Annotated in this window: 14 protein-coding genes; 12 read left to right on the top strand and 2 right to left on the bottom strand. The window is 40.4% G+C overall.

The annotated features are described in order from the left end of the window. Positions 1–14: 14 nt before the first annotated feature. The 12 genes from P2W71_RS14640 (at position 15) to P2W71_RS14585 (ending at position 13352) form a co-directional block, all read left to right on the top strand. The gene (locus tag P2W71_RS14640; protein WP_276372013.1) at positions 15–578 is read left to right on the top strand and encodes an NADH-quinone oxidoreductase subunit I; all 564 of its coding nucleotides are present in this window, start codon (positions 15–17) and stop codon (positions 576–578) included. An 8-nt stretch (positions 579–586) separates the two neighbouring features. Then, the gene (locus tag P2W71_RS14635; RefSeq protein WP_276372012.1) at positions 587–1099 is read left to right on the top strand and encodes an NADH-quinone oxidoreductase subunit J; all 513 of its coding nucleotides are present in this window, start codon (positions 587–589) and stop codon (positions 1097–1099) included. Positions 1100–1117: 18 nt separating this feature from the next. Continuing rightward, a complete protein-coding gene (gene nuoK, locus P2W71_RS14630; protein WP_276372011.1) occupies positions 1118–1420 on the top strand; it encodes an NADH-quinone oxidoreductase subunit NuoK in 303 nt (100 codons plus the stop codon). After that, a complete protein-coding gene (nuoL, locus tag P2W71_RS14625) occupies positions 1414–3336 on the top strand; it encodes an NADH-quinone oxidoreductase subunit L (protein ID WP_276372010.1) in 1923 nt (640 codons plus the stop codon). The genes nuoK and nuoL overlap by 7 nt, the downstream gene beginning before the upstream one ends. Then, the gene (locus P2W71_RS14620) at positions 3333–4805 is read left to right on the top strand and encodes an NADH-quinone oxidoreductase subunit M (protein ID WP_276372009.1); all 1473 of its coding nucleotides are present in this window, start codon (positions 3333–3335) and stop codon (positions 4803–4805) included. Before nuoL ends, P2W71_RS14620 begins: the two co-directional genes overlap by 4 nt. A 1-nt stretch (position 4806) precedes the next feature. Then, entirely contained in the window at positions 4807–6183 is a 1377-nt protein-coding gene (locus P2W71_RS14615; protein ID WP_276372008.1) for an NADH-quinone oxidoreductase subunit N, read from the top strand. Positions 6184–6284: 101 nt separating this feature from the next. Beyond that, positions 6285–6713 carry a CBS domain-containing protein gene (locus P2W71_RS14610; protein ID WP_276372007.1) on the top strand — a complete coding sequence of 143 codons (429 nt, stop codon included), beginning with the start codon at positions 6285–6287 and terminating at the stop codon, positions 6711–6713. A gap of 189 nt (positions 6714–6902) precedes the next feature. Next, positions 6903–7691 carry a polysaccharide biosynthesis/export family protein gene (locus P2W71_RS14605; protein ID WP_276372006.1) on the top strand — a complete coding sequence of 263 codons (789 nt, stop codon included), beginning with the start codon at positions 6903–6905 and terminating at the stop codon, positions 7689–7691. Between the two features lie 27 nt (positions 7692–7718). Next, positions 7719–10043 carry a tyrosine-protein kinase gene (locus tag P2W71_RS14600; protein WP_276372005.1) on the top strand — a complete coding sequence of 775 codons (2325 nt, stop codon included), beginning with the start codon at positions 7719–7721 and terminating at the stop codon, positions 10041–10043. Between the two features lie 126 nt (positions 10044–10169). Next, the gene (locus tag P2W71_RS14595) at positions 10170–11060 is read left to right on the top strand and encodes a nucleotide-diphospho-sugar transferase (RefSeq protein WP_276372004.1); all 891 of its coding nucleotides are present in this window, start codon (positions 10170–10172) and stop codon (positions 11058–11060) included. Positions 11061–11122: 62 nt separating this feature from the next. Then, positions 11123–12094, top strand: coding sequence for a nucleotide-diphospho-sugar transferase (locus tag P2W71_RS14590; protein WP_276372003.1), 972 nt, complete (start codon positions 11123–11125; stop codon positions 12092–12094). Next, positions 12084–13352 (top strand): O-antigen ligase family protein, encoded by a 1269-nt coding sequence (locus P2W71_RS14585; protein WP_276372002.1) that lies wholly within the window; start codon positions 12084–12086, stop codon positions 13350–13352. Before P2W71_RS14590 ends, P2W71_RS14585 begins: the two co-directional genes overlap by 11 nt. A 98-nt stretch (positions 13353–13450) precedes the next feature. On the opposite strand, the gene P2W71_RS14580 is transcribed toward P2W71_RS14585, so the two are convergent. Next, complete coding sequence (locus P2W71_RS14580; RefSeq protein WP_276372001.1) at positions 13451–17215, bottom strand: Ig-like domain-containing protein; 3765 nt, start codon at positions 17213–17215, stop codon at positions 13451–13453. Positions 17216–17420: 205 nt separating this feature from the next. Next, positions 17421–18947: a right-handed parallel beta-helix repeat-containing protein gene (locus tag P2W71_RS14575; RefSeq protein ID WP_276372000.1), complete on the bottom strand. Its 1527-nt coding sequence runs from the start codon at positions 18945–18947 to the stop codon at positions 17421–17423.

Raw genomic sequence — 18947 nt, 5'->3', positions numbered from 1 at the left:
TACTCCATTAAAGAATGTTGACGAACCGATCGAAACTAGTCGTAAAAAAAGAAATGACCTTCTGGGAGAAGATCTATCTTCCCGCAATATTTAGTGGCATTGGAATCACAATAAAACATTTATTTAAGAAGAGCGCCACGGTTAGATATCCTGAACAAACCCGGGAGGTAAGCGAAATATGGCGCGGACAGCATGTACTTAAACGTGATGAAAAGGGCGCTGAAAGGTGTACAGCCTGTGGGTTGTGTGCAGTAGCCTGTCCAGCAGAAGCGATAACAATGGTTGCGGCCGAAAGAAAAAAAGGAGAAGAGAAATTATATCGCGAAGAGAAATATGCTTCAACCTATGAGATCAATATGTTACGTTGCATATTTTGTGGTTTATGTGAAGAGGCTTGTCCGAAGGAAGCAATTTTTTTAACAGATAGACTCGTCTCGACTGATTATGGGCGAGATGGATTTATTTATGGCAAAGATAAACTGGTGGAGTCCGTAGATAACAGGATTGATGTATCAAAGCGTCAAACGCCGGCGGTTCTTCAATTCAAAAAAATAAAACTTTTTAGTCATAACAAATAGAAGACAGCGTGATAACTAACCTGTTTTACTTCCTTTCTTTTGTAGCGGTTTTATCCGCGTTGATGGTGGTGTTTTCCCGAAACCCTGTATACAGTGTTTTGTATCTTATTATTACTTTCTTTGCCATTGCCGGTCACTATGTTTTAATGCAGGCGGAATTTCTTGCCGTGGTACATGTCATCGTTTATGCCGGTGCTATTATGGTGTTGTTTCTTTATGTAATCATGTTGCTGAACTTGAATAGAGAGTCAGAGCCGCACAAAAGCAACATACTAAAGTTTGCTGCCGCCATTTGTTCTGGATTACTATTGGTCGTGTTGGTGGGGTCTTTAAGAGGAACTGAACTTCTAAAACATTCCGAGGCAGGTGAAGTTTCTTCCACGATGGGAGGCGTAAAGAACCTTGGAAAAGTTTTGTTTACGGATTTTTTATTTCCATTTGAGATTGCCTCTGTATTGCTACTTGCAGCTATGGTGGGTGTGGTAATGCTTGCAAAGGCTGAAAAGAAAACTAACCTGTAACAATATAGATTCTAGCGAATGGTCCCTATTGAATATTATTTATGGCTTAGTGCAACATTGTTCAGCATAGGTGTGCTTGGTGTACTCTATCGACGAAATGCCATTGTGATTTTTATGTGTATAGAACTCATGCTCAATGCTGTGAACCTCGTGATGGTTGCGTTTTCAAACTACCTCAACGATCCTGCAGGTCAGGTATTTGTCTTTTTCATAATGGCGGTCGCTGCTGCGGAGGTAGCCGTCGGGTTAGCAATATTGGTAATGACTTTTAGAAATACAAAGTCGACGGATATTAACATGTTGAATCGCTTAAAATGGTAAACATAAACGTGTTAATTACTTTAATTCCGTTGCTTCCATTGTTGGGTTTCCTCATCATTGCCCTGAACGTCCATAAGATTTCTCATAAGAAATCATCCTATCTGGCGTGTGGTACCATATTGTTTTCATTTATCCTGTCTATAACGGTTTTCACTCACCTGTTGAGTTTGCCTGCGGATCAGCGTGTATTATCAATTACACTGGTAAGCTGGATTCAAACCTCCGGCTTCTCCGCTGACATAGCTTTCCTTATTGATCCGCTTTCATCCATCATGTTGCTGATTATTACCGGTGTTGGATTTTTGATTCATGTTTATTCCATAGGCTACATGCACGACGATGCCGGATACAGCAGATTCTTTTCATACCTCAATTTATTTGTCTTTTTCATGCTCCTGTTGGTGATGGGCGCTAACTATCTTCTCATGTTTGTGGGATGGGAGGGAGTAGGTCTTTGCTCGTACTTGTTGATAGGATTTTGGTTTAAGAACCATGACTACAACAAAGCAGCAAACAAGGCCTTCATCATGAACCGCATAGGTGATCTGGGCTTGCTATTAGGGGTGATCCTCATCTTTATTAATTTTGGCAGCATCGATTATCAGACTGTTTTTACAAATCCGTCTGAAGTGGAGGTTACAACGCTAACCTGGATCACGGTTTTGCTTTTTATCGGTGCTATGGGTAAAAGTGCTCAGATACCACTGTATACCTGGCTGCCGGATGCAATGGCAGGGCCAACGCCGGTCTCTGCGTTAATTCACGCGGCAACAATGGTAACGGCTGGCGTCTATATGGTCGCTCGAAATAACGTATTGTATGCGCTTTCTCCCTTTACTCTCCAACTTATCCTAATCACAGGACTTGCGACTGCCCTGTTTGCTGCTACGATTGCACTGGTTCAAAATGATATTAAGAAAGTACTTGCATACTCCACTGTTAGCCAGTTGGGACTAATGTTCGTAGCCTTGGGGTTGGGCGCATTCTCTTCGGGAATTTTCCACATGGCGACGCATGCTTTTTTTAAAGCGCTGTTATTCCTTGGTGCCGGAAGTGTTATTCATGCTTTGCGCGGCGAACAAGACATTCGAAAAATGGGCGGATTGAAGAAACTCCTGCCCGTAACCTACATTACATTTTTCGTAGCTGTCCTGGCAATATCTGGTATACCACCGTTCGCGGGGTTCTTTTCAAAAGATGAAATTCTGGCTCATGCATTTGCGTATAACCCGTTTGTGTGGGGCGTTGCTCTAATAGCGTCGTTATTAACCGTTTTTTATATGTTCCGACTTTTTTATTTAACTTTTTATGGAACCGCGCGAGACGAAAAGCAAACAATGGATCATATACATGATGCTCCAAAAAGTATGGCCATACCGTTGATCGTTTTAGCCGTTCTTTCAATAACAGGTGGGTTTATGAACACTCCGGAAGTACTTCTAGGGTCATCGTGGCTTCAAAAATTCTTGTCGCCGGTTTTCGCATCTGCATCTGGGATCGAAATTCACCATCTTAGCCATACCACGGAATACGTGCTTATGGCATTAGTTGTCGCGCTTACCCTCGTGGTGATTGGAATTGTTTATGTGCAATACGTGAAAAAGGGCCATGTTCCTGCTGGTGAAGGCCGATTGACAGGTATTCAAAAAGTACTTTATCACAAATATTACATCGATGAATTCTATGATATAATTATTGTCAAGCCGTTATTCTGGATTTCAAAGACTGGCGATACAATTGTTGAAGCACTGGCTATTGACGGCATCGTCAATTCAATGGGTAGACTTGTAACTGGAAGCAGTAATGTCTTAAGGAAGCTTCAAACCGGCAGCATCGGTTTTTATATTTTCATAATGGTTATTGGTATAATTATGATTTTAACACTTACCACCTTAACTGGCGTTGCTGGACAATGATAACTTTGTTTCTCATACTTTGGCCTGTAGTCGTCTCGTTGACGATCTTTATTTTTCGTCCAAAAATTTCTAAGCAAATAGCTTTGCTCGCGTCACTTGTTGAGTTCATTTTGTCGTTAGTTGTAATTTTTCAATTTGATGGATCCGGGGCCGCGGCGTTTTCTATGAATATACCATGGATTGCTTCGCTTGGCATCAATTTTCATATTGCGATTGATGGCATCAGTCTGTTGCTAGTATTACTTACCACGGGTCTAATGCCCTTCATCATACTCTCGTCGTTCAATGGCCCGCGGCAAAATTCGCCCAACTTTTACGCCTTGATTTTGATGATGCAAATGGCACTGATTGGCGTGTTTACTGCGTTGGATGGGTTCTTGTTTTATGTCTTTTGGGAAATGGCCCTGATTCCGATTTATTTTATATGCCTTATTTGGGGAGGTGAAAATAAAAGTCGTATTACGCTGAAATTTTTTATTTACACCCTCGCAGGAAGTTTATTGATGCTGGTGGCATTGTTGATTTTATACTACAAAACCCCCGGGCAACATAGTTTTGATATTCAGGCGTTGTACGCGGCTGGCCGCAGCCTGGGCGCTGCGGAGCAAGGGCTTGTTTTTTGGGGATTATTTCTGGCATTTGCTATCAAAATGCCAATTTTTCCTTTTCATACCTGGCAACCAGATACCTATACCGTTGCACCGGTGGAGGGAACAATGCTTTTGTCAGGCATCATGTTGAAAATGGGATTCTACGGAGTCATCCGCTGGTTGATCCCTATGGTTCCATTGGGCGTAACCGATTGGGGTTTTGTAGCAGTGTTGCTTTCCGTAGTAGGAATTGTTTATGCCTCCGCACTCGCCATTTATCAGCAGGATTTCAAAAGGTTGATTGCTTATGCGTCTATTGCACACGTTGGGTTAATGTCGGCAGGTTTATTAACCTTGAATAAAATTGGAATGCAAGGCGCACTTATACAGATGATAAGTCACGGGATCCTAGCTTTTGCATTGTTTTATATCTGTGAGATTATTTCGGTCAGAACAAACACACGTGTTATCGCTTCTTTAGGAGGACTTAGAACTAACGCTCCCATACTAACAACGGTATTGATGATAGCGATCTTAGGAACAGTTGCGTTGCCACTCACAAGCGGTTTTGTCGGTGAGTTTTTGTTACTCAATTCTCTTTTCCAGTATAACTTTATTATAGGTGCAACTGGAGGATTAACAATTATTCTTGGCGCGGTTTATTGTCTCCGGGCATTCCAATATATGATGCTTGGAAAAAACACTACGACAACTACGAGCATATCTGATCTTACGGGAAACGAAAAGATTGTTTTATACCCGATTGTAATCCTGATTTTTGTTATTGGCATTCATCCCGACCCATTATTGAAAATCTCAGAAGCTGCTGTGGGAGATTTGCTGGAGTTATATGTTAATTTTTCCGCCAAGACCAAATAGTATGAATGCATTGCTCATCGTTTGTGGATTAGGTTTTATTTCCCTTGTGGCTGAGATAATAAATCTTAAAAAAGGATTGCACATTGCTATTGTTCTCGGACTCGTTGTAGCTGTGGCGGCAGTGATCGGTGATTGGAACACTTCTGCGACGTTCTTTAATAACATGTTGATCTTTGATCCATTTTCCGTGGCATTTACTTGTTTGATAATTGTGGTTGGGATTTTTTGGTTTTGTCTTACTTCACCATTTTTCATTGGTGAATCCCATCAAACCGATCGCACCGCGTTGATCATCTTTACAATGGTAGGGGGTATCATGATGGTTTCGTTTCATAACATGGCCATCTTGTTTTTAGGGATTGAAATTCTTTCTATTTCATTGTATGTCCTTGCGGGAAGTCACAAAGAAAGTTTCTTTTCAAATGAAGCCGCTTTTAAGTATTTCATCATGGGAAGCTTCGCGACTGGTTTCTTACTTATGGGGATCGCACTTGTTTATGGTGCTACGGGCTCTTTTGATACCAGTGAAATTACGATGCACATTGAGGGACATAAGGCGGGATTGCCCGGGTTCTTTTACGTAGGGATACTTTTAATGCTTGTCGGCCTTGCGTTTAAGATTTCAGTTGTGCCATTTCATTTTTGGGCACCGGATGTTTACGCAGGGTCACCTACCATGATTACTGCGTTTATGTCTACCGTTGTGAAGATTGCTGCAGTTGGGGCATTTTATAAAATATTCGGCCTTTGTTTTTTTTCGGTACAAATGTCGGTTTTGCCGATAATTCAGGGAATCATCATATTGACGCTTTTGGTAGCGAACATCATCGCTGTCTATCAAAATAATGTAAAGCGAATGCTAGCTTATTCCAGCATTGCACATGTTGGTTATATGCTGCTTGGTTTTATTTCCGGAAGCGTTAAGTTTGAAGGGATACTCTTTTTCTATCTCGCATCCTATGCCACAACTTCTTTGATTGCGTTTGGTATACTCTACGCAATTGAAAATGCAAAAGGCTCGACATCCATTGACGCCGTGAAAGGACTTTATAACCAAAATCCCTTTGCTGCAACTTGTATGACTATTGCCCTATTATCCTTGGCAGGTATTCCCCCTTTTGCAGGTTTCTTTTCAAAGTATCTGATTTTTGGAAGTGCAATCGAAGCGGACCACATAATGCTGGTCATAGTTGCTGTTGTTACGTCATTAGTCGGGGTGTATTACTATTTCAAGCCAATTATTTACATGTTTAGTCCTGCACAAGCCAGTGACAAGCTTTATTTGTCTGCTGTTCAAAAGGCGTTTCTGGGCATGCTTACTGCAGCTGCGTTATTGTTGGGATTGCTTCCGGAATGGATTATCACCATACTTAGTTAAGCCTATGAGCCTTTGGTTTATAGGAATTATGACCGCTTAGAAAGCGTCTTGTTTTTTCTGCAATTATCTAATATATTCAATCGTTTGAAACTCTAATATCTATGGGAAAAGTTAAAGATATTCTGCGGACAAAGGGTAATAAGGTCTATTCGGTTGAACCATCCATCATGGTTTATGAAGCAATAGCATTAATGTGCGAAAAAAACATTGGTGGATTATTAATCCTTCAAAATGATAAACTAGAGGGAATATTCACAGAACGGGATTATGCCCGGAAACTGATCCTAAAAGGAAAATCGTCCAAAAACACGCCCATAAGTGAATTAATGACAAGAAACCCCATTACAGTTTTGCCGGAAACCAGCATCGAGGATTGTATGGACCTCATGACAGGCAAATTCATTCGCCATTTGCCAGTAGTGGAGGAGGGTCGGCTGGTTGGCCTTATTTCGATTGGTGATGTTGTTAAACACATTATTGAAGAACAAAAGGACATCATTGAGCATCTCGAGAATTATATTTCTCGATAACTTTCACACGTAAATTGTACTAACCATTTTTTATATTGCATTTTTGGGGTTGGGGGATGACCATAGGTTAACCACCTGATATTATCCTTTTGATCCAATGATGGGCATTTCCAAAACCAAATGACGGCGATCATTGATGGACTGAATGCTTAGGAATACTTTTGTTTAATTTTTGACCCATAAGAGCCAATGCGAATTTTATCTAAAAATCCTCTTCTGTTTATCATTTGTGCGTTTGTGTTTACCTCCTGTTATTATAATAAAAGACTTGTATATCTCCAGGATAATACCTTTTCCGAAACTCAGCCTAAACTGGTAGAGAATAGGAAATCCACTTATCAACTTCAGCCCAATGACATTTTGTCTATTAAGGTTAAGAGTTCTACAGACGCGCAGGTTTCGGATATCTTTAACATCACCACAACCACGCAGGCGCCCATGTTCACCAGCCCAGGTAATTTGTATCTGGAAGGCTATTCAATTGATGAAGAAGGAAAAATTACTTTGCCAATTATCGGGGCGTTAACAGTTAAGGGTATGTCTGTGGAGCAAGCACAGGATCTTATACAGTTGAATGCAAATAAGTATTTAAAAAACGCTACTGTTATTGTAAAGTTAATAAGCTTTAAAGTAACGGTTTTGGGGGAGGTAAATAACCCTGGTTATCACTATGTTTACAATAATCAGATAACCATTTTGGAAGCACTCGGCTTAGCTGGGGATTTAACCCCTGTTGGGAGCAGAAAAAATATAAAACTTGTTCGGCAGGTTCAGGGAGGTTCGGAGGTCGTTTTGCTCGACTTAACAAATCCAAACTTACTTAAATCAAAGTACTTTTACTTGATGCCGAATGACGCACTGTATGTTGAACCTCTGAAAGCACGGTCAAGGCGGCTTAACCTCGAGCACCTTACTTTAGTTTTTTCGGCAGCAACCACTGCAATACTGATTTTAAACTATTTGGATAATAATAATTGACAGAAACGGATAATATAAAGCGGGGATATGGACGGAAAAATTAATATTAAAGAGATAATTCTTAAACTTCTTTCCAAATGGTATTACTTCTTGATTGCGATGTTCATTGTAATACCGTTGGCATATGCGTATTTGAAATTTACTCCGAAGCAATATCAGGTTCGTGCATCTCTTTTATTAAAGAGCGAGGATCCCAACGCAATGAGTTCCGAGCAGTTTTTGAAAGGGATGGATTTGTTTACACCTAAAACTGAATTGGAAGATGAAATTGGTATTCTAAAATCGTATAGCATGGTGGAACAAGCCATGAGACAACTGGATTTTGCAGTAGCGTATTATACCAAGAAAAATTTCGTTGAAACCGAACGATATGAGGATTCCCCATTTACCATTCAATTGGACTCTGCGGTAGATCAATTTATTTATCTACCGATTTACATCGAACGCATTTCCTCGACAAAATTTCGAGTTACTGCCAGTGGCAAAAAAGTAAGTGCTTATAATTATGTAACCAACACCGTCGAAAGTCTCGTCGAAAAAGTTGAAATCAATGAGGAAGGTTCTGTCGATAAGCCGTTTGTTACTAAGAATCTTAGCTTCACAATAAAATTCAATGATCAGTTTAAACCAGATAAAGACACGCAAATGTTCTTCGTGCTCAATACACTGGGATCTCTTGTTGAGGGCTATCAGGGTAAGTTGGGCATCGAACCCATTGCACTTGAATCTAATATAGTTGAGCTGGGTGTTAAAGGCCGGGTAGTTGAAAAAGAGATAAGATTTCTTGACAAGCTCTTGGAGGTGTATCTCGAAAATGAGCTTTATAAGAAAAATCAATTGGGATTAAAAACAATTCAATTTATAGATAATCAATTGGCCGGTGTTTCCGATACGCTCAGGCAAGTTGAAGGTTCTCTTGAACATTTCAGGTCAAGAAATAACATTCTTGATGTAAATTCTACAGCGAATAATCTTACTGCAAACCTTGACAAACTAGAAGAAGATAAAGCTGATCTCGAGGTTAAGCTTAAGTACTATACATTTCTTGCAAATACTTTAAAGAAGGAAAGTGACATATCGGATATCGTAGTGCCTTCCGCCTTAGGACTGGACGACCCATTGCTTAATAATTTATTGCTTGAACTTTCTAAGCTTTATCAGGAGAGGACTGGCTATAACTACAATGCCAAGGAAAATAATCCACTCATTGAAATTGTGGATATGAAAATCCGAAATTCAAAGAAAAGCATTTCTGAGAATGTGAGTAATATGATTGAAGTGACCGCCATTGCACTAACAGATGTGAACAATCGTATTTTCAAAATTCAGAAAAATCTTAATGCGCTTCCGAAAAATGAACGCGAGTTGGTGAAGATTCAAAGAAGCTTCGAGTTTAACGATAACGTCTATAATTACCTATTAGAAAAGCGCGCCGAAGCTGGTATCGCTATTGCGTCAAATTCAATTCAAAAAACAATTGTAGACCGCCCTTATCAAGTGGGCAGCGGACCGGTATCACCGAATTCAAAAGTCATCTATGGACTTGCATTGTTTGTCGGACTCGCGGGAACCATTGCTTTTATCGTTATAAAGGACTTTTTGAATGACAATATTGTAACCCATGAAGATGTAGAAAGAAATACAAAAATTCCTTTCATCGGCGCAATTACTCACGGAAACAAACGAGAGCAAGGAACAATAATAGCACATGCCCGTTCCCCTATTGGAGAGTCATTTAGGTCTTTGCGTGTTAATTTACAGTATTTGACGCTTGGTAAAAATGCAAACGTAATAGGAATTACCTCTTCACGAGAAAGCGAAGGAAAAACCTTTTGTTCAGTAAACCTGGCCGCCGCGATGGCGCACTCAGGAAGGAAAACAATTTTGATAGATACGGATATGCGTAGGCCGAAGGTTGCTTCCTACTTCCAGTTAAAAAACAAAAAGGGTTTGTCGAATTTCCTGATAGGAGATTGCTCCATAAAGGAAATAATTAATCCTACAGAGAGTAAAGGATTTGATGTTATCGGATCCGGACCGATTCCTCCTAATCCAATTGATTTGATCGGGCACCCTAGAATGGAAGAACTGATCAATACGCTAAAACAAAACTATAGCACTATAATTCTTGATTCACCGCCATTGGGTTATGTTTCTGAATACATTATTCTAATGAAATATACCGACGCCAACATTTATGTGGTAAGATCGGATTATACCCATAGAAATAGCTTATCCAAAATCAATAAGCTTTACGAAAGAAAGAAAATCAGCAATGTAAGCATCTTATTGAATGATGTTAAGACTTCTAAGCGTACCGGATATGGTTATGGCTACGAGTATAAGTTTTAACTGCAACAATAGCATTAGCTTTTGAAGTCGAATTATGACTAGAGTCGATGTTTGCCTATGACGCGTATCATCGATAAATGGAGTTGGTATTTATAACTTTATGATCCAATTCAATGATGGCTGTATATGGCTGAATTTGTTTTCAAGACACCTGTCTTATTACTCATATTTAACAGACCTGAAACTACCAAAATCGTTTTTGATGAAATTCGGAAAATCAGGCCCGCTAGGCTTTACGTTGCGGCTGATGGACCACGGGAGGGGATAGAATCTGATAAGAAAAAATGCGCCGATACGCGCAAAATTATAGAGAACATTGATTGGCCCTGCGAAGTCAAAAAACTATTTCAGGAACACAATCTTAACCGTGGTAAGGCTGCTTCAACAGCATTGACTTGGTTTTTTTCACATGAGGAAGAAGGGATAATCCTCGAAGATGACAGCTTGCCTTTACCGGGCTTTTTCAGGTACTGCCAGGAGCTGCTGGAGGATTATAGAGATGACAATAGAATAATGCACATTGGAGGAAGGAACTTTTTGGGAAGGAAGAACAATGATTCAGAATACTCATACTACTTTTCAACCTGCGGATATATTGGTGGATGGGCGACATGGCGCCGGGCTTGGGAAACTTTCGACTATGACATACGCTTATATGACAGAATAAAGCAAAATGGTTTTTTTGAAAATTACTTTTTAAACCCAATTGAAAAAACATACAGGCTTCGGAGGTTAGACAGTACACTGGCCAGTAGGGGCAAGGTTGACTGGTGGGATTGTCAATGGGATTTTGCTAGATATATTAACTCCGGATTAGCCATCGTTCCAAATAGAAATTTAGTCAGGGACATAGGTACCAAAGATGGGGTTACTCACCGTGACAAAATAGAATTAACAGATTCAGAAATGGAGTTTCCGTTGAAGCACCCACCATTTGTGATACGTGATTTAGAATCGGATAAAAGGTACTTTTTTGGATTCATGAAAAGACTTATTTTTTCGAAATTTAAAATTTGAGTCAGTGATTAATAAATAACGCTGACAAGCTGTAATGGAAAAAATTGGAACACCTTATTAAAATGAAACAATCTACTTCCGATGTACCTGTTCTGTTCATGATCTTTAATCGTGCAGAGACAACTAGAAAAGTATTTGATGCTATTCGGCAGGAAAAACCGAAACGTCTTTTTGTAGCTGCTGATGGTCCTCGGGCAAACAAGCCAGGAGAAGCTGAAAAATGTGAGGAGGTCCGAAAAATTGCAACAGCCGTCGATTGGGATTGCGAAGTAAAAACGTTATTTCGAAGCGAAAACTTGGGTTGTGGTAGAGCGCCCGCCGGTGCAATAACCTGGTTTTTTGAACACGTTGAGGAAGGCATTATCTTAGAGGATGATTGTCTGCCTTCGCATGATTTTTTTCTTTACTGTGCTGAACTCCTCGAAAGGTATAGAAACGATAATCGTATAATGGAAATTGGTGGAAATAATTTTCTGGATACAGCGCATAAACAACTTGATTATTCCTATTATTTTTCAAATCATAATATGATTTGGGGATGGGCAACGTGGCGCAGGGCGTGGAAAATTTATGATTTTGAGATGAAGCTTTACAACAAAGTACGCGATTCGGAGTATTTGAAGAGTTGTTTTAGATCGGACTATGAATTAGATTATTTCAAATGGATCTTTGACAAGACCGTCGGGGCAATTCAGAACGTAACCTGGTGGGATTACCAATGGGAGTTCATTCGCAGAATCAATTCAGGACTTACCATAATCCCACAGAAAAACCTAGTCGTGAATTTGGGACTTGGCACCGACGCAACGCATACACTCGATCCCAACGGTGCTGGACATAACCTCAAATTAGAACCCTTAAGTTTTCCGTTGAAACATCCTGAGTTCGTAGTCCCTGATGTTAAAAAAGATGACAGCTTTTTCAGAAATACCTTTACAACCGGGTTATCGAGAATAAAGTGGAGTTTGAAAAAGGTAATTCCGAATTTTATATTGGATCTAAGATCCAAACTCATACACGCGAATGCTGGATAAGAGAGAATTTATTAATTTTTTATACACTGCAAGTTTTCCGATGTATGGGATTGGAGCGTATATCTCCGCCAACATCAATTCGCCAGCCGGACAAGTTGTAAGCATTGGTGTACATGTGTTCATCTTGCTTTTTTATTTAATTGATATCCTTTACAAAAAGCAATTTGAAATTCGCGTCAACAGCCTCTTCTTTTGGATGGTAGCATTTCAAGTTTCGTGTGTCGGCGCTTTTTTTATTGCACTTAGCAAGAACCCACCCTTCATCAATGAGGTTGTATCTTATACGCGTTCCGGTATTATTCTCTTTCCCTTCTATGCTTTCATCGCGGTATGTCTATACAACGAGAAAGACCCTGAGAAACTAGTAAAGCTGACTTTTAATAGTTTAAGCATAATGCTCTTGCTAAATCTGTTAGGTTATTATGTGTTTGGATTAACCAATGGAACGCATAACATAGAAGGAAGATTAAGCCTGCCCTTCATTGATGGAATGTATAGCGGGGCTTGTATGATTGCTATTCTAAATTTGATGCTACTCTATTACATGCGAAATGCGATTGCCGAAGGCGATGGTTTTAGATTCACATACTTGCTTGCATATTTTTGCTTAAATCTTCTTTTGTTATTTTTCATTAATTCGCGACTGGCTAATTTAATTTTCCTTTTCGTCTTTGCGCTCGCTATCCTTAATATCGTCCACAAATTCAAGGGTCTTTTTTTGATAGGTGTATTTTTTGTGCCGCTTTTATTAAACCTGGGTTATGTCTTATACCTTATATTAACCTTACCGGTTTTTAAAGTCATCATGCAGCGCGTCGACTTGAAGGATGTAACTACATTTAATGGGAGGGCTTATGCATGGCAAAGTGCGTTAGATTGGTTACTTCATGATCAAACAAATCTCGTTTTTGGTAATGGTCATAACGGTCACTATTTCCTGCACCTCATGACCAATATTGCAAAACTGTGGGGCGTTAAAGAAACAGATACCCACCTTCACAGTACGATGTTAAGCATTCTGGTAGACCAGGGAATTGTGGGAGCTACGTTGCTGATAATAATTGCTTACTTAACGTACCGCTATTTTCAAAAGAAGATGAACCTTGGTAAAAAACAAGGAATTTTATTTTCTGTGATGGCATTTATTCTCATCGTCATGCAGGTTGATATGTTCGTATACAGAGAGTGTACGGGCGCTGTGATTTTTGCTGTTCTAGTGGCAATCGCCTCTGTTAATTGGAAAAGTGCACCAAGGTGATCATGATTGCTTGTTTTCACTTTTGGGTTTCTTGTCAACGTCCCAAAGGAATGCATTTAAGAAGTTACTTTTTTTTCGCGCTTTCGAAGCCCTACTGGTTATCGGATAATTCGCACGGCACCTCTGATGTCACTGTCGCTACTTAATCTGATGACGTAATAATAAGCGCCTGCCTGCAAAGGCTTTCCATCCAAAGTACCATCCCAGTTATTTTGATAGGAGTCCACTTCATAGATTTTCTGGCCTGCCGGATTAAAAATTGATAAAGATGAGTTGGCGTAGAGATCAAGGCTTGGCCATTCCCATACATCATTAATACCATCGGCGTTTGGAGAAAAATAACGCGGAATATTTCCTTCACTAAGCATTGGCGGATTTGTTACTTCAACTGCCACCTGGTCGCTAGCTGTTACGCCATTGCTGTCAGTAATAGTAAGTTCGAATACATATAAACCTTCGATCAAGTTTTCGAACGTTGGTGAACTTGAATTGGCATCGGATATAGATGCATCGTTTGGACCTGAAATTTGACTCCAGCTGTAAGACAAATCCGATCCATCAGATGACTCGCCTTTTCCGGAAATTTCAACCGTTGTTTGGGGTAAGACAACTGTAACATCGTCTCCCGCATAAGCTATTGGTGTACTCTTTACGAAAATTTGAATTTCATCCGTTTGATTATTGCCTAATGCATCCGTTGCTTTTGCGGAGAGCGTGTAGGTCCCTTCCTGAACATTGGACCAACTGTAGTTATATGGACTTGTGTCATCTTCCCCGAGCTTAACGGTACCGTTGAAAAATTCCACTTTACTGATGGTGCCACCGGACGATAAAGCCTCGGCTACAATTGTGATTGTCGAACCAACAGGCAGAGAAGCATTATTCACGGGGCTAGTGATATTAACGGTAGGTCCACCAGGATTGCTGACGATAATATTTACAGCAGCCGAAGTAACAATTTTTGCTAGATTATCAGTTGCTCTAGCTGTCAAGTTATAATTCCCCGCAGCAACATTATTCCAAATAAAAGTATAGGGACTTGTTAAATCTTCACCTATTTTGGTGGTGCCTCGGTAAAACTCAACCTTCGAGATAGCGCCGGATAAAGCAGTAGCAGTTGCTGTTAATTGAATAGAGCTTCCGGCATCAAAGGTAGAACCATTTAAGGGACTGGTCAACACAACTGAAGCGCCTGTAGTTGAATTCTGAACGGAAAATCTGGTGATCGCAGAAGTACTCACAGCACCAGCATTATCAGTGGCTTTTGCAGTTACTGAATAATTGCCCGCCGCTGGATTATTTATAACATAACTATAAGGTGTCGTCAAATCCTCACCCAGTTTTACCGCTCCATTGAAGAATTCAACTTTAGTTACTGAACCATTTGGGTCGGCAGCATTTGCTGTAATAGAAATTGGTGTTCCAGTAGCGAAAGAAGCGTTATTAGCCGGCGAAGTTAGAGTTACTGTGGGCGGTGTATTGCCTGCGGTGACAATAATCGTAATCTGTTGAGAAGTGCTTATGGCCTGTTGGTTATCCGTTGCCCGGGCGGTAATTCTATAGGTACCTGAAGCAACATTTTGCCATGTAAATGAATAGGGGCTGGTTAAATCTTCACCTAACTTTGTGTTTCCGTTGAAGAATTCAACCTTGCCAATAGACCCGTTTATATCAGACGCCGTAGCGGCAATGCTCACTGTGGCACCTGGTGCAAATGTAGCATTTGGTAGGGGGCTTGTAATACTAACAACGGGTGGGGTATTTGCAGTGTTAACCGTTATTCTGATGGCGGTTGATGTTGTAACGCCGCCTTGATTGTCAGTCGCTTTAGCGGTTATTGAATGAGTTCCTGCCTGCACATTAGTCCATGAAAAACTATAAGGACTTGTTAAATCCTCTCCCAATTTTACCGCTCCGTTAAAAAATTCAACCTTACTCACGGTACCATTTGCATCTGATGCGTTAGCGGTTATGTTAACAGTTGACCCAGTTGTAAATGTGGCGTTATTGACTGGTGATGTGATTGAAACTACTGGCAATGTATTGGCATTTGTAACTGAAATATTAACAGGCGATGAAGTTGTTGTTCCAGATTGGTTATCCGTCGCCTTTGCACTTATTGTATAATTTCCTGCCGGAACATTAGCCCATACAAAACTATAAGGGCTAGTGAGGTCTTCACCTAACTTGGTGGCTCCATTATAGAATTCGACTTTGCTTACTGAACCACCTGGATCAGATGCTGTAGCATTAATTGTAATGGATGAGCCTGCAGGAAAATTCGTGTTATTTGCAGGCGCCGTCAAACTTACAGTTGGCATTTGATTAACCGGAGGTGTTGCTGCGCCAAACTCATGAGCACCGATGTCTGGCGCAGAGCCCTGGTATGGCAGACCCACATTTACCCCTGCGTCAATAAGTGGACTTCCCGCCCTAGGTAAATAATAAGGACTTGGTTTTACGCCGGATTTTGTGATTTGTGGGTCCACCGTTAAATTGTTTGAATAGCTTCCACTAATTGTTCCGATCGGCATTTTTTGAAAAAGATTATGGGAAACAACCAACCCAGACATTGTTGCACCACCTTCCATAAAAATCAAGGGATTCGGCCACCACGAGTAACTCGTATTCGAATCTATAAAAAGATTGTTTTTGATATCAACGTTATCGCTTGGTCCCGCATGTAGTCCGATCACATTAATGGTTGTAGTTCCAGACAACTCCACGGTATTGTTATAAAATTTTACGTTGTGAAGACCGCTTATGTTGGATCGCATCACGGTCCCCGGCCATCCACTATTCAAATTGGTAAAGGTGTTGTGGTGAATGTACCAATTTGCAACGCGTGTAGGGCTCCAGTTAGCTATTCCATACGATCCACCATTAAACCAGTTGTGGTCGATTTCAACGTCATTCACGGTAGATTCAATTGAATATCCGTGACCACCGGCGCGTGTTAGAAGATCAAATACATTATGATGCACACGAACCGACCGCCCGCCTGTGGGGGTGGTGGGTACGTTTACAAGGGACAGATGATTGTCCATGTAATTATTGTATATCTCGCAGTCGGTCAGCAATACTTCCCAAAGCTCAAAGGAAATATTGGGTGCCGATCCGTTGGCCCATTTTCCTGCAGGATTTACTGTAATGCGACTATCGTGTACTTTCATGCGGGTGATTTTGTTCCCACCGCCACTCAATGCTTTGATACCATATCCTGTGTTCTCATCGATATTTAACCCAACGAGTTCGACATCTTCCAGGTGTGCAAGCTGTAGTGCACCGGCAGCCCATCCCGTACTACCCCACGAACAATTGATGATGGTTACATCTCTTAAAATGGAATTTTTTACATCCCATATCCAAATACCGCAAAAATTCGTGCCTTGTACCTTTACATTCTCGATAAGAATGTTGGATCTATTCTTTACATAAATCCCACCATGTAATCTTTTTCCATCGCCGTCCAACGTAAAATTTTTCAAACTTTGATTCCCGGCAACTGCGTTGGCTGAATAAACCCACATCAGGAATTTGTCGAGCCCAAATCCTGGTGATGCTGGATTATAATAAAATCCACTTGCAGATTTGATGATCGTTTGATCAACGCCAGCCCCTTCGATGTTTACGCCAGGAGGCACATTAAATTGACCGCTCTCAACAAATGTTCCAGCGGAAAGTTTTATGGTGTGGCCCTGACCGGCCGGCACTTTTGTAACAGCAACTTTTAATGTGCGCCAAGGGTTGCCAACACTTCCATCACCGTTATCATTTCCGGAAACGCTCACATGATAAACAGTAGCAAATGCAGATTGAAAGCATACTATAAACAACAATAAAATGCCTAGTCGCCTCATCATATTTTGTTTAACGATTTCAGAAAATTTTGAATTTTGAGATCAGTATTAGTTCTAATTCCTTTGTAAGTGGAATCACAAAAAAGTATACTGGTCATTTACTGATTTCTGACAATTTGAAGCTAAACCCTTGCTTAGTAAAGGTCTACTCGATGAGCACAACATTATCAGGGATGTTATGTAAATTTTGTCCGATTAAAGCGAATTCCTATTTGCTTTCGTATGCTCCAATATCGGGAGCTAATCCATTATAGGGAAAGTCCAGTTTACATCCTGCATCTTTTAGCGGGCTATTTAGGGCCGGCGAATAAAATGGAAAGGGGCGGTTGCCTGAGCGACTAATCTTTGGGTCAACGAAGTAATTATTTTTCATGGTTCCTTCAAGCTCTCCCAGCGGCATATTGAATAGAACATTATTTTGTACCAGCAAATTTTTTATGGTCGAACCTGCTTCGAGATTAATAAATCGATTTGGATAGTGAACATATTCAGTATTTGAATTGATGATTAAATTATTCTGAATTTTGACGTCGTCACTTACACCACCGTTATTGCATTCTAAAAAGTTTATCGTAGCCTTTCCATGCAACTCAACTGTATTATTGTAAATATTTACGTGCTGTAAATTTCCCTTGTAAGCGTTAATGATAGCGCCGGGATTCACATTATTTAATTCATAAAAAATATTATGGTGAATGCTCCAATTTTGTTTTGGTTGCGCCCAGTTTACAATACCCCACATGCCACCTTTAAATATATTATGATCGACCTCGGCGTCGTGAATGGTTAACTCAAGACCATATCCCTCGCCGCCTGCTCTTTTGGTTAGATCAATGGTATTATGGTGAATTCGAAATTTTTCACCTGTTGGCTCGACGTCATGGTCGACATTGACAATTGAAATATGATTGTCCACATAGCAATTGTAAATTTCACTTTGCTGAAAGGCGTTCGCCCAGATCTCTATTGAAATATTCGGAGCTTTGCCATTCTGCCACAAACCTTTTGGATTCACGGATATATGACTGTCATGAAGTTTGAAATTCTTCAGAACATGGTCTTTACCTTGCCCTAAAGTTTTTATTCCATATCCCTTGTCTTCATCGATGGTTAGCTGATCAAACTCAACGTTATGGGCATACGCAAACTGTAAGGCCCCGGAACACCAATCAGTATTGCCCCAAGCACAATTGAGCAAAGCAACGTTTCGAGCAGTTGAGTTCTCTGTTTTCAAAATCCAAAGTCCGCAAAAATTGGTGTATTGCACTTTTACATTTTCTATCAGAACGTTATGTCTGCCATGAACATAAATTCCTCCATGCAGTTGTTTAGATGCGCCATCGATTGTAAAACTTTTTAAATGTTGATCGCCAGCCGTGTTCTCCCGCCCGTCTAACCGTATAAGAAATTTTTCTGGCGCCAAATCGGGGCTGGCCGAATTGTAATAAAATGATTTAGCAGCTTTTAATATTGTCAAATCAATTCCTGCGCCGACTAAACTAATTTTAGGGGGAACCTCAATAGCATTGTTTTCATAGAACGTTCCGCTGGAGATTCGAAGCGTTTGGGGCTGATTTGCAGGAATCTTTTTTATCGCATAGGCTACTGTGCGCCAGGGTTTTTCTTTGCTCCCGTTGCCTTCACTATCATTTCCTTCTATGTCGACATAAAAATCTGAACCATATACAGTTGAAATAGATATAAAAATGAGCAAAAAGACTTTAAAAGATTTCAT

The sequence above is a fragment of the Chryseolinea sp. H1M3-3 genome (assembly GCF_029360725.1).
Lineage (GTDB): Bacteria > Bacteroidota > Bacteroidia > Cytophagales > Cyclobacteriaceae > Chryseolinea.
This window is presented reverse-complemented; position numbering and strand designations above follow the sequence as displayed.